The sequence below is a fragment of the Moraxella catarrhalis genome (genome assembly GCF_001656295.1).
GTDB classification, from domain to species: domain Bacteria; phylum Pseudomonadota; class Gammaproteobacteria; order Pseudomonadales; family Moraxellaceae; genus Moraxella; species Moraxella veridica.
The window spans coordinates 19,491-32,369 of sequence record NZ_LXHE01000024.1 but is presented as its reverse complement, the minus strand read 5'-3'; the positions used below and the strand labels follow the sequence as shown (position 1 = coordinate 32,369).

At 45.9% G+C, this 12,879-nt stretch carries 15 protein-coding genes; 11 read left to right on the top strand and 4 right to left on the bottom strand.

The window, feature by feature from the left end; all coding sequences use genetic code 11:
• Positions 1-12: 12 nt before the first annotated feature.
• The 3 genes from AO382_RS09610 to hisB are packed head-to-tail and all read right to left on the bottom strand — an operon-like array spanning position 13 to position 1,624.
• The gene (locus AO382_RS09610) at positions 13-378 is read right to left on the bottom strand and encodes a hypothetical protein (RefSeq protein ID WP_064620639.1); all 366 of its coding nucleotides are present in this window, start codon (positions 376-378) and stop codon (positions 13-15) included.
• Between the two features lie 19 nt (positions 379-397).
• Entirely contained in the window at positions 398-1,024 is a 627-nt protein-coding gene (gene hisH, locus AO382_RS09605; protein WP_064620636.1) for an imidazole glycerol phosphate synthase subunit HisH, read from the bottom strand.
• 9 nt (positions 1,025-1,033) lie between these two features.
• Positions 1,034-1,624 carry an imidazoleglycerol-phosphate dehydratase HisB gene (hisB, locus tag AO382_RS09600; protein ID WP_049235602.1) on the bottom strand — a complete coding sequence of 197 codons (591 nt, stop codon included), beginning with the start codon at positions 1,622-1,624 and terminating at the stop codon, positions 1,034-1,036.
• Between the two features lie 230 nt (positions 1,625-1,854).
• Here hisB and def point away from each other — a divergent pair, with 230 nt between their 5' ends.
• The 11 genes from def to AO382_RS09545 all read left to right on the top strand — a co-directional run bounded on the left by def (position 1,855) and on the right by AO382_RS09545 (position 11,314).
• Entirely contained in the window at positions 1,855-2,376 is a 522-nt protein-coding gene (gene def / locus AO382_RS09595) for a peptide deformylase (protein WP_064610833.1), read from the top strand.
• Positions 2,377-2,465: 89 nt separating this feature from the next.
• Positions 2,466-4,199, top strand: coding sequence for a DNA repair protein RecN (gene recN / locus AO382_RS09590; RefSeq protein WP_064620633.1), 1,734 nt, complete (start codon positions 2,466-2,468; stop codon positions 4,197-4,199).
• Positions 4,196-4,753: a YqgE/AlgH family protein gene (locus AO382_RS09585; protein WP_064620631.1), complete on the top strand. Its 558-nt coding sequence runs from the start codon at positions 4,196-4,198 to the stop codon at positions 4,751-4,753. The genes recN and AO382_RS09585 overlap by 4 nt, the downstream gene beginning before the upstream one ends.
• Entirely contained in the window at positions 4,753-5,229 is a 477-nt protein-coding gene (ruvX, locus tag AO382_RS09580) for a Holliday junction resolvase RuvX (protein WP_064607780.1), read from the top strand. The genes AO382_RS09585 and ruvX overlap by 1 nt, the downstream gene beginning before the upstream one ends.
• Positions 5,230-5,246: 17 nt before the next feature.
• Positions 5,247-5,702, top strand: coding sequence for a hypothetical protein (locus AO382_RS09575; RefSeq protein ID WP_064620628.1), 456 nt, complete (start codon positions 5,247-5,249; stop codon positions 5,700-5,702).
• Between the two features lie 117 nt (positions 5,703-5,819).
• The gene (gene tusA, locus AO382_RS09570) at positions 5,820-6,059 is read left to right on the top strand and encodes a sulfurtransferase TusA (protein WP_064607776.1); all 240 of its coding nucleotides are present in this window, start codon (positions 5,820-5,822) and stop codon (positions 6,057-6,059) included.
• A gap of 18 nt (positions 6,060-6,077) precedes the next feature.
• Complete coding sequence (gene xerD / locus AO382_RS09565) at positions 6,078-7,001, top strand: site-specific tyrosine recombinase XerD (RefSeq protein WP_064620625.1); 924 nt, start codon at positions 6,078-6,080, stop codon at positions 6,999-7,001.
• A gap of 167 nt (positions 7,002-7,168) precedes the next feature.
• Complete coding sequence (gene fabF / locus AO382_RS09560; RefSeq protein WP_064620622.1) at positions 7,169-8,497, top strand: beta-ketoacyl-ACP synthase II; 1,329 nt, start codon at positions 7,169-7,171, stop codon at positions 8,495-8,497.
• Between the two features lie 150 nt (positions 8,498-8,647).
• The gene (locus AO382_RS09555) at positions 8,648-9,880 is read left to right on the top strand and encodes a CynX/NimT family MFS transporter (protein ID WP_064620619.1); all 1,233 of its coding nucleotides are present in this window, start codon (positions 8,648-8,650) and stop codon (positions 9,878-9,880) included.
• Between the two features lie 56 nt (positions 9,881-9,936).
• Positions 9,937-10,386 (top strand): NfeD family protein, encoded by a 450-nt coding sequence (locus tag AO382_RS09550; protein WP_064620616.1) that lies wholly within the window; start codon positions 9,937-9,939, stop codon positions 10,384-10,386.
• A 70-nt stretch (positions 10,387-10,456) separates the two neighbouring features.
• Positions 10,457-11,314 (top strand): SPFH domain-containing protein, encoded by an 858-nt coding sequence (locus AO382_RS09545; protein WP_064603062.1) that lies wholly within the window; start codon positions 10,457-10,459, stop codon positions 11,312-11,314.
• A gap of 68 nt (positions 11,315-11,382) precedes the next feature.
• On the opposite strand, the gene AO382_RS09540 is transcribed toward AO382_RS09545, so the two are convergent.
• Positions 11,383-12,801 (bottom strand): phosphomannomutase/phosphoglucomutase, encoded by a 1,419-nt coding sequence (locus AO382_RS09540; RefSeq protein ID WP_064620613.1) that lies wholly within the window; start codon positions 12,799-12,801, stop codon positions 11,383-11,385.
• Positions 12,802-12,879 lie beyond the last annotated feature (78 nt).

Genomic DNA, 12,879 nt, shown 5'->3' with positions numbered 1-12,879 from the left:
ACTCTTCGGCGATCAAGGGCGAAGCAGCCGCCAAGCTTGCCCGGTGTTAATGAGCCTGGTCTTGCCATCAGCAGACAGGTAGCCGCCTTTGACCGCTTCTAGTACGATGCTTTGGGGTGAGTTGCCGATAAAGACTTCGGCAAATTGACGATCATCTGAAAGTAGCACATAAACCATCTCGCCATCGGCATTCATAAAGGCAATATGCGTCTCTATCGATGGCTGCACGCAGTGATGTGTTAAAAGTGACTGACGATAGCCATCCTTGGCGCATGGTGATGGGCTTTGACCGCTTAGATGCTTGGTGCTTTGACAAGCCATCAAAAAAGTAGCGGCGCACACCACTCCCAAAATCCCAAAAGTGCGTATATTTAGCATCTCTTAAACATCCAAATCATTAAGGCTGCCAGTTAATAAAGTTTGATAGCAGCTTTAGACCGGCTCGGTGGCTTTTTTCGGGATGAAATTGAGTGATGAATAAATTATCTTGAATGACGCTTGAGCAAAATTTCTGACCATAAGTGGTATGCGCCAAAATCAGCTGATTATTTGACGCAGGGTCACAATAGTAGCTGTGCGTGAAATAAAAATACTCATGATTGCAGCCTTGCCATAGCATATGATCGGTATCTGTATCAACACGATTCCAGCCAACATGCGGTATTTTGATTGGTTCATCATTTTGCATCCACGCATCATCAAATCTGCGCACCGTGCCAGGAATGATGCCCAAACAAGGCACATTACCTTCTTCTGAGACATCAAACATCGCTTGCATGCCCACACAAATCGCCATGACAGGTTTGGTGTTCAAAGCTTCTTTAACGGCGGTATCAATGCCGTGTTCAGCCATGTGTGCCATCGCATCACGCATCGCACCTACGCCTGGCAGTAGAATTTTATCTGCTTTTTGGATATCATCAGCTCGATCGGTGGTGATGACATCAGCACCTGCCACTTTGAGCGCATTAGCGACTGAATATAGATTACCAACGCCATAATCAAGTAACGCAACTTTCGTCATAACAACCCCTTAGAGCATGTCTTTGGTCGAAGGTAGCTGATCTTTGGCGCGGTCATCATACTCAACCGCCATCCGAAGCGCACGCGCCAAGGCTTTAAAGACACTTTCAATTTGGTGATGGCTGTTTTTGCCTTTGAGATTATCAATGTGTAAGGTGATGAAGGCATGATTGACCAGTCCATAAAAAAACTCAGAGAACAAATCAACATCCATTGAGCCTATGTGCGAGCGTGTGAATGGCACATCCATATGTAGACCAGGACGACCAGAGATGTCTACCACCACGCGAGATAAGCTTTCGTCAAGCGGTGCATAAAAATGCCCATAACGGCGAATGCCTTTTTTGTCGCCTAAGGCTTGTTTGAGTGCTTGACCGATTGCAATACCAACATCTTCAACACTATGATGATCATCGATGTGGGTATCGCCCACACATTTGACATCCAGATCAATGAGTCCGTGACGCTTGATCTGGTCAAGCATATGGTCAAGAAACGGCACACCTGTATCAAGCACGCCTTGACCACTGCCATCTAGATTGATGCTGACACTGATTTGGGTTTCGGCGGTATTTCTGGTGATGCTGGCGCTGCGAGTCATAATAATCCCTTGAAAATGAAAAGATGCAAACAAATCAACGCTCTATTCTTGCACAAAAGCCCATGCTTGCCAATAGTATTGGCTCAAAAAAGCGACTTTTACCGAATTTTAAGATAAATTTTTGCAAAAACTTTGAGGGATTGGGTGGTAGATTATCTTTTTGCCCCCATTTTCAAGTATAATAGTTTGATTAACATAATATTATATTTACCACTGAGATAAGAAAAATTATGGCACGATTACCAATTTTGACATATCCTGATCCCCGCCTACGCACCATTGCAGCGCCTGTGACGGTCTTTGATGACTCGCTTAAGACCTTGATTGAGGATATGTTTGAGACGATGTATGACGCACATGGCATTGGGCTTGCGGCGACGCAGGTTGATCGCCATCTGCAGCTGATTGTGATGGACTTAGCCAAAGAAGACGAAGCGCCAGCACCTCAGGTATTTATCAACCCTAAAGTGACGCCATTGGTAGAGGAGTTTTTACCTTATCAAGAAGGCTGTCTGTCGGTACCTGAGGTCTATGACACCGTCGAGCGACCTCGCCGTGTACGCATTGAGGCACTCGATAAGGATGGTCAGCCGTTTGAGATGGAGGCGGAAGGGCTGTTGGCGGTGTGTATTCAGCATGAGATGGATCACTTGAACGGTAAATTGTTTGTGGATTATTTATCTACACTCAAACAAAGCCGTGCTCGCGATAAAGTCAAAAAAGTACTCAAAGCGCGTGAGAAAACCAATTAACAGCGTACTGATGTTCAATGTGCGTTATGGCAGTGTGACGGCTTTGGCGGCTAACATAAGACAATTAAGATTTGCTAACTGGATGATTTATGCTCACTTCTTTGACTTTAGAAAATTTGGCACTCATTGAGCAAAAAGAAATCAGCTTTGATGCGCGGTTTAATGTCATCACAGGTGAGACAGGCGCGGGCAAATCGCTGATCTTGGATGCCTTGTCGCTATGCGCAGGCGAGCGTGCCGATAGCGGTATGGTGCGCCACGGCTGCGAAGAAGCCAGCGTGTTTGGGGAGTTTGATGTCACCAATAACGAACTCGTGGCGGCGTGGTTTGAGGAGCATGACAGAAGTCTTGATGATGATGTCCTGCTAATTCGCCGAAAAATCAGCGCACAAGGACGTTCAAAGTCTTGGATCAATGGCGCGCCTGCCAGCATCAGTGAGCTCAAAAACCTCGGTGCAATCTTAGTTAATATTCACTCGCAGCACGCAGGACTTGAGCTGCTCAAGCCTCAATTTGTCGTAGATTGGCTTGATCGCATTGGCGAGCTTGGTGATCTAAAATCAGCAACCAAGACCGCTTTTCATCACTACCAAACCCTGAAAAAACAAGCCGATGACGCACGCAGCCAGTCAGCCCAGCGAGCGGATCGGATGGCACTGTTATCAGCCAAGCTTGCCGACATTGAGCCGCTACTTTTGGTGAATTTTGAGGAGATTGAGGCAGAATACGACGAGCTGTCCAATCTTGAAACTCTCATGCGTGAAGCCCTAGAGGCGGCAGTGCAGCTTGATAATGATGACGATGTCCCATCGGTGCTAAGCCTGCTTGGGCGGGCGATGCGGATTTGTGATAATAATGCCCAAGCCAGCAAAACATTTGGAGAGTGCAGTCAGCTGCTTGCGCTCGCCCAAGAGCAGATCATAGATGCCGCCGCTAAGCTCACTGATTATGCAGAGCGCGAGCTGCCCGATGAGGCGCGCCTTGATGAGCTAAATGGCTTATTGAGCCTTGCGCATCGTTTATCAAGCAAATACCACACGCCCATCACCGAGCTGATCGCCGACGCGGCGGATTGGCAAGATGAGCTGGATATGCTAAGCAGCCTGCCTGATAATGACACCATGGATGCCAAGGTATTAGAGGCTTATCAAGCTTATCTTGCGGCAGCAGATAAGCTTGATCAGGCACGCATCCAAATCGCCCCTGATGTCTGTGAGCGCCTTGAGGCACGGCTTTTGCCTTTGGCGCTGCCAAATGCGCGCTGCGAGTTTGCCTTTAATGAAAAATCTGCTGAACACTACACCGCCCAAGGTAAATACGACATTGCGCTACTATTTAGCGCCAATGTGGGCATGCCTCTTCAGCCCTTACATAAAGTGGCATCAGGCGGTGAGTTGTCGCGTATGGCGCTGGTCATGCAGGTGATGGCGGCAGGCGACGGCGCAGGCGCGCACCCAACGCTTGTGTTTGATGAGGTGGATGTGGGTATCAGCGGTGGGACAGCCCAAGTGGTTGGTGAGCTTTTGCGCACGCTGGGTAAGCACCAGCAGTTACTTGCCATCACCCACCAAGCCCAAGTCGCTGCTGCTGCACATCGTCATATCTTGGTGCACAAAGAGCACGGCGAACACACTAAAAGCCAGATGCAAGTCATCACCGATGAGGCACAAATTGATGAGTTGGCGCGAATGTCAGGCGGCGTGAACATCACCGAGGCGACGCGCGCTCATGTCAAAAGCCTCTTGGCAGACATTCGCCATGCCGATGAGCTGACCGCCAATGTCTCTGTCGATGAGATGGCTCAAAGAGGCAAGGATACATGACAAATCCCCAAAAACTGATCCATCATTTTTTGATCCCAAGTCCGCAGATGACCGATGAAAGATTTATGGATGCTGTCATTTATATCTGTCGCCACACCAAAGAAGGCGCGTGGGGATTTATCATTAATCAGCCCCTGCCAAATAGCGTGGGCGGTCTTTTGACCGAGCTTGAGGTGCCAGTCACCGCAAGCGCCATGCAGGTACCTGCCATGAATGGCGGACCTGTGCGTCCTGAGGCAGGGTTTATTTTGCACACAGGGCAGCCAGTTTATAAATCCTCTTTTGCCATCTCTGAAAATGTCTGCTTGACGACCAGTAAGGACATCTTAGAGCAGCTGTCTTATGACGGCTTGAAGCACTATTTATTATGCATGGGCTATTGTAATTGGGGCAAAGGTCAGCTGGATGCTGAGATGGTGTTTGGTGATTGGTATGCTTGCCCAGCGGACTTGCCAACTTTATTTTCAACGCCATTTGAAGACAGGCTTCAGGCTTGTTATGATAAGATTGGGATTAATCTGAATAAGTTCATTACAACAACTGGATATGCCTAATGACAAGCGAAACCTTGACACTTGCTTTAGATTATGGAGTCAAAAAAATGGGCATGGCATTGGGCAATAGCATCACCCATAACGCACGCCCCTTTGATATTTTGGCGATGAATAATGGGCAGCCTGATTGGGATAATCTGCTTGGCATCATTGAGCATTGGGGCATTGATAGGGTGCTGGTGGGACTGCCGCTGAACATGGATGGCAGCGAGTCGATGCTCACCAAGCGTGCTCATAAATTTGCACGGCGGTTGGCACATCGGCTGGGCGAGCGTCGTCAGGCGGTTTCGGTATTTATTTATGATGAGCGGCTTAGCTCAAAAGAAGCCAAGATGATTGCACTTGAGAACGGCTGGATTGCGTCATCATCTGAACCGATCGACGATATTGCCGCATGCCTTTTGCTTGACAGCTATTATCATGCGCCTAACCATGCCATCTATGTCAGTGAGCGCAAAGACTCTCACAAAGACTGATTTTATCAGGAAAAGCTATGCAGCACCATACTTTGATTGCTCATCAATTTGACCAAGCCATACGCCAAGCAACCTTAAGTGTCCGTTTTGGCTTTGGGGCGATTGTATGCTTTTGTATTTTTGGAACTTTGGCAAGCCTACCCATGTTCAAAGATAGCATATGGATTTATTATGCCTTTCATTATTTGCCGTACGCACTCATCGCCATGACGATGCCCATCAGCCTGTATCACGGCTTTTTATTGGTGCGTTATCGGGTGATGGATGGCTCAATTTTAGCGGTCATTTTGGCAACAGGGATGGCACTGCTTGGATTTACGGTCGTGTGGGGTTTTAGCATTGGCATGGATACAGTATTTTTTATGGCACTATTTTTGGCGATGATTGCTTGGTTTGGGATGCCGTTTTTGTTTCGGGTTAATCTCAAAAAATTCGCCAGTTTTTTGGAAGAAAAATCTTCAAAAGCACCTTAAATAGCTCATTTAAACTGTCTCAATCCAAAGACTGACCATGCAGATCATAGCTTTGCTAACTGTAGCTTTAGGTCAATCAGTTAAATTTTATCCAAAAACCAGAGTAACAAGACAACCATGACCACGATTAACCACACATTAGATACCAAAGGGCTGATTTGCCCCGAACCTGTCATGCTACTTCATAAGACCATTCGCCAAGCGCTTGGCGGTGAGCATATTGAGATTTTGGCAACCGATCCTGCCACGATGCGTGATATTCCCAACTTTTGTCGTCATTTGGGGCATACGCTGGTCAATCAAGAAACACTTGATGATGGCAGTTATCGCTACTTGGTTCAAAAAAAGCACACATAAAGACAGCGGGTTTAAGCTATGGCAAAATCTACCATACCTCGAGCCGATAGTGCGGTGATCTATGACGATGACCCAGAGTATCTGAGCGAATTTCGTGCAGCAATGCTGGCGCGTGGGTTGTCGACAGCCACCAGAAACGCGTATAGCCAAGATGTACGCTTGTGTATTCGTTTATCAGACACGCCAGTGAATCTATGGCAGTCATCAGATGTGCGTAATCACTTGATGTGTCTAAAAGATGCCAATAAATCCGAGCGGTCCATCGCACGCGCGTTGGCAAGCCTGTGCCAGTTTTTTCTATGGCAAATTGAGTCAGGCTATCGAGAGGATAACCCTTGTGAATCCATCAAAACGCCCAAGCTTGGCAAAGCGTTACCCAAAACGCTCTCTGAGCAAGAAGTTAGCTCACTGCTAGATGCACCAGACATCTCAAGCGTGCGAGGTCTTAGAGATAAAGCCATGCTTGAGGTTTTGTATGCGTGTGGCTTGCGTGTCAGTGAGCTGACGAGCTTGTCGCTTGAGCAGCTTAATCTGAACGCAGGTTGGCTGTCGGTTACAGGTAAGGGCAATAAAATGCGTCTGATTCCTTTGGGAGAATATGCACTGTCTGCACTCAATGAGTATTTGGCTGTGCGGGGCAGTTTGCTGATTGGTAAAAAAGACTGTCAAGCGGTATTTTTGACCGAACAAGGCGGTTACATGACACGGCATAATTTTTGGCATTTGATTAAAAAATATGCCTTAATGGCTGGTATTAATACCGCCATTTCGCCCCATACATTGCGTCATGCCTTTGCAACACATTTGGTTAATCATGGTGCTGATTTACGCAGTGTACAATTATTGCTTGGGCATAGTGATTTATCCACCACGCAGATTTATACGCATGTGGCGACCACAAGGCTACAAAATCTCCATGCCAAGCATCACCCCAGAGGGTGATTTTTATTTGAGCACTTTTTATATCAAATCATCATTGATGTTTACTGTTTAAATTGAAATTGCTTGAGATGTCTTAATCTTAATAAAAATACAACTGTAAACTGTAAATTCATGATAAATCATGTTAAGATAAAACTAAGCAAACTTAATTAAAATTTGGATACATCATGACACAGTCAGCAAAAAACAAGTCTGCCAAACCTGCTTATCATGAAAAAAGCGATGCAGCACGCATTGTCATTACAGGCATGGGAGCTTTAACGCCCATTGGAAATAGTTTAGATACAATTTGGCAAAACCTCACCCAAGGTGTAAGTGGTATCACACGACTTGATGGATTTGAGGATAAATCGGTCGCAATTGATGGATTTCGTGCCCAGATCGCTGGATTGGTTAAGAATTTTGATGCCAAAGATTATTTAAATCCTAAAGAAGCCCGCCGTTTTGATACATTTGTACATTATGCCCAAGTCGCATCGGCGATGGCATTATATCATGCAGGGCTGATTGATGATATCAAAGGTGATAGCCTGCCCATCAATGTCGATGGCGAGCGTTTTGGTGTGGTCATGGGTTCAGGCATTGGTGGTATTCAAACTATTGAAACAAGTCGTGATACCCTAAAATCCTATGGTGCAAAAAAAGTATCACCGTTCATCATTCCAGGTGCCATCATCAATATGCCAGCTGGGCTGATTGCCATGCGTCATCATCTTAAGGGTGCAAATCTTGCAACAACAACCGCTTGCACCACCTCTACGCACGCCATTGGTTTGGGGGCAAGACTGATCGCTTATGGCGACTGTGATGCGGTATTGGTTGGTGGCAGCGAAAAAGCCTCAACGCCACTTGGGCTATCAGGCTTTGGGGCGATGCATGCACTCTCAACACGAAATGATGAGCCAACACGCGCCAGCCGACCTTTTGACAAAGACCGTGATGGTTTTGTTTTGGGTGATGGTGCAGGTGCATTAGTGCTTGAAAGCTTAGCACATGCCAAAGCTCGTGGTGCGACCATTTTAGCAGAATTGGTCGGATTTGGGATGAGTGATGATGCCAATCACATCACCAGCCCATCGATTGGCGGGGAAGGTGCGGCTCGTGCCATGGCGGCAGCCTTGGCAGATGCAGGTATTGATACTTGTGAAGTGGGTTATATCAACGCTCATGGTACCAGCACACCCCAAGGTGATGTCGCTGAAAGCCAAGCCATCGAACGATTATTTGGTCAAGATATTTTGGTCAGCTCAACCAAATCTATGACAGGGCATTTGCTTGGGGCGGCAGGTGCAATTGAAGCAATTTTTACCATACTTGCACTCCAAAATCAGCTTCTACCACCCACCATCAATTTAGACAATCAAGACGAAGCATGTCGGCTAGATTATATTGCTCATACCGCTCGCCGTGTTGATGGGGTAGAATTTGCCTTGTCAAACAGCTTTGGCTTTGGTGGCACGAATGGTTCATTACTATTTCGCCGATGGCAAGCGTGATTGATTCTGCCTGTGCCATCACCCCAAGCAAATACGCTTGGGGGTTTTTATATTTTAGATAAAATCATAGATACAATGGCAAATATGTGTTAAGTTCACTATAATGACACAATTAATCATTGGCTCATCGTCAATTTATCTGGATAACCCATGCCAAATCATGCCACAACACAGACACCCAAAAGCAGCACATCTGCCAAAACCTCGTTATTGCTACTGATTATCGGGCTGATTTTTGCGGCGGCAAATATGCGTTCACCTTTGGTGATGATGGGTTCAATCGTGCCCATGCTGTCCGATGATTTTGGTCTATCGGCGGCACAGATTGGCTATCTTGGTGCGATGCCGATGCCGTTATTTGCATTTGGCTCATTGATGGCGGCGGTATTGGCAAGAAAATTTGGGCTTGAGCGGATGATGATTGGCATGACGCTTTTATTGGCGTTGGGGGTGGCAATACGCAACTGGTTTGGGGTGATGGAACTATATGTTGGCACGCTGATTTTGTCGTTTGCCATTGGGATGCTAAATGCCCTAACTGCACCTTTTATTAAGCAATACGCCCCTAATAACATTGCACTTGCTACAGGTGTGTTTAGTCTAAGTATGTCCACTTTGGCGGGCTTTGGTGCTTGGATGGTAGTACCATTTGCCAAAACATTTGGCTGGCAATTTGCGATGAGCAGTTGGGCAATCTTTGGTGTGATTGCCGCATGGATTTGGTGGTTGATTTATCGGCATAATCGTATGGTTAATCCTAAACTTATGCCAACCTTATCCTCTATCAAGTCAACCGTCCATCTAGAAAAACCCATCAATCTTTGGCGTCAAAAAGCCGCTTGGCAAATGGCGGTTTTACTTGGGCTTCAGTCGTTTTTATTTTATAGCTTGGCAAGTTTTTTACCATCAATTGGTATGGCATTTGGGGCAACGCTAGATGAAGCGATACGATTGCCTTTCGTGTTTCAGGTCATGGCACCACTTGCGATTTTATGGCTCACTTGGCTTTCACGGCGTGGCACATCGTTTCAGATCATTTCTGTGGCAGGTTGTTTGATGAATGCTTTGGGTATATCTGGGCTGTTAATGATGCCATCTTTGATGCTGCTTTGGTCGGCTTTGATGGGCTTTGGGTGTGCTTTGGTATTTACCTTAAGCTTGATGATGTTCTCGCTTCGTACGACCAGCACCGAAACCGCACGTGATTTATCCAGTATGGTGCAAGCGGTGGGCTATAGCATTGCGATGTTTGGTCCTTTGATGATTGGTAAGCTGTATCAATGGCAAGGTGATTGGCAATTGCCGTTAATGGTATTGGTGGTTTTGATGATAATTAATATCCCATTTGGGCTATGGGCAGCTAATGAAACCAAAATTGGCTGATAGGCAAGATGGATTGTTAAACGAATAGATGCGATTTGGTAGGGATAGGATAGAATATGGGATTACAACCTTGGCATTGGGCGGTGATTGGCATGCTGTTAATGATGGGTGAGTTATTTATACCCAGCTTTGCGATGCTTTGGTTTGGAGTGGCGGCTTTGGTGACTGCGTTGCTGCTTTGGGTAGTGCCGATGGGTTTGTTGAGCCAAGTGGTGATTTGGCTAGGCTTGTCGATTGTGGCGTGCATTTTGTGGTTTAGGCTGATTCAGCCACGCATCAAAACACGCACCAAGGCAGGGCTTGGCGGCTCGGTGATTGTTGGTGAGATTGGCATGATTGTATCGCCCGTACTGACAAATGGCTTGGGTGTGGTTAGATTTTCTGTACCCAAAGTAGGTGCTGCTGAATGGGCATGTCGTACGCTTGATGGTCGCCCTATCGAGGTGGGTACACGAGTGATTGTCACCGCTGTGATGGGCAATGAGCTGATTGTCATGCCAAAATAACGCCAAAATTTATTTTTTATACATAATAACTTTTATACATAATAATTTATACATAATAACAAGGAAAGCTATGGAATTTACCGTCATTATTTTGGTACTCATTGCCTTGGTGGTATTCACCATTTATAAAGGTGTAAAAATGGTGTCGCAAGGCGAAAAATGGATCATTCAGCGTTTGGGTAAATATCACCAAACACTTGAGCCAGGTCTGAATTTTATTATTCCTTATGTGGATAATGTGGCTTATAAAGTCACCACCAAAGACATCGTACTTGATATCCCAAGCCAAGAAGTCATCACACGCGATAATGTAGTTATCATCGCCAATGCAGTGGCATACATCAATATCGTGCAGCCTGAGCAGGCAGTCTATGGCATCGAAAATTATGAACATGGCATTCGTAATTTGGTACAAACATCCTTACGCTCCATCATCGGTGAGATGGATTTGGATGCTGCCTTATCCAGCCGTGACCAAATTAAAGCACAGCTAAAACATGCCATCAGTGATGACATTTCTGATTGGGGAATTACCCTAAAAACTGTGGAAATCCAAGACATCAAGCCATCAGCGACCATGCAGTTGGCGATGGAGGAGCAAGCGGCCGCCGAGCGTCAACGCCGTGCCACCGTCACCCGTGCCGATGGGCAAAAACAAGCCGCCATCTTAGAAGCAGATGGTCGCCTAGAAGCCTCTCGCCGTGATGCTGAGGCTCAAGTTGTCTTAGCGCGTGGTTCCGAAGAATCGATTCGTCTGATTTCTCAGGCAATGGATGGTAAAGATATGCCCGTGGTGTATCTTTTGGGCGAGCAATACATCAAAGCGATGAACGAGATGGCAAAGTCAAATAATGCCAAAATGGTGGTGCTGCCTGCTGATATTTTAAATACGGTCAAGGGTTTGGTGGGTGATAAATTCAAAGTCTAAGGCAAGCCAAATCCGATCATTAAAATAGCCACTAAAATATCAGTGGCTATTGTTATAGATAAGATAAATCAATGGTCGGTGGCGATTGCCCCTTGTTTTTGGAGATGGTCGATGATTTCTTTGGTTTTTTGAGTTAACAGTGTGGCATCACCGCATGCCTCGACATTTAGGCGGATGAGTGGTTCGGTATTGCTTGAACGCAAATTAAACCGCCAATTACCAAAATCCAAGCTCAGTCCATCTAAGGTATTTTTTTTGGGATTAAGATGGGCGTATTTTTGTTCTAAACCTTGGCTGATGGTGGCAGCATCAGTTTTACCCAGCCTAAAATTACGCTCACCTGAACTTGGGAAATCTTGAATATAATCATCAACAAGCTCTGCCAAAGACTTGCCTGTGACTGACAGAAGTTCAATGACCAATAGCCAAGGAATCATGCCACTATCACAATAAAAAAAGTCTTTAAAATAATGGTGTGCCGACATTTCACCGCCATAGATGGCTTGTGTTTCACGCATGACTTGCTTGATGAATGAATGCCCAGATTTACTAAGAGCGGGCGTGCCTTGCATCTTTTTGATGATATTTTGCGTGTTATAAATGACGCGTGGATCATAAACGATGGTCTGCTTGGGATATTTTTGTAAAAATGCCGCTGCCAGCATACCAACCACATAACTGCCATCAATGAATCGTCCGTTTTCATCAAACAAAAAACAACGGTCAAAATCCCCATCAAATGCCACGCCAAAGTCCGCTTTATGTGCGATGACGGCATCACGGGTAGCGGCTTGGTTGGCAACAATCATGGGATTTGGGATACCGTTAGGAAATGAACCATCTGGGGTGTGATGTATTTTAAGCAGCTCAATCGGTGAACCTGCTAAGCGTGCTTCAAGGGCATCAATGACAGGACCTGCTGAGCCGTTACCACTGTTGATGACGATTTTTTTTGGAGTAAACTGAGCGGTATCCACAAAGCTCATCAGTTTATCAATATAAGCGGTTTTGTCAGTATTTTGGGTGATGCTGCCTTTTTTACTTTGAATAAAATTACCGCTTTCAGCCAATACACGCACTTCGGCTAGTCCCGTATCGGCACTGATGGGGCGTGAGTTTTCACGCACCATTTTTAAGCCATTATAATTGATGGGATTGTGGCTTGCAGTTACCTCAATCCCACCGATGGCTTGATAATGACTGGTCGCAAAATATACCTCTTCGGTGCCTGTCATACCAAGGTCAATCACATCCACGCCAGCGTCTGTTATGCCTTCGATGGCGGCAAGTTTCAGGCTATGGCTTGATGGTCTAATATCTGAGCCGATGACGATGGTAGGGCGTTTGGTGGTGTTGTTAGTTTTTAAGATCTGAGCAAAAGCTCGAGCAATGCGATAGCTGATATGCTCATCAAGCGTCACACCCAGCTCACCTCGGACATCATACGCCTTAAAGCAAGAAATGGTGATGGGAGAAAATGTCTGCATAGGATATTCTTCAATCAAATAAAACTGATTTTAGCAAAAATATCAATAAAAGGCGAATATCACCAACTTAATTTTAAT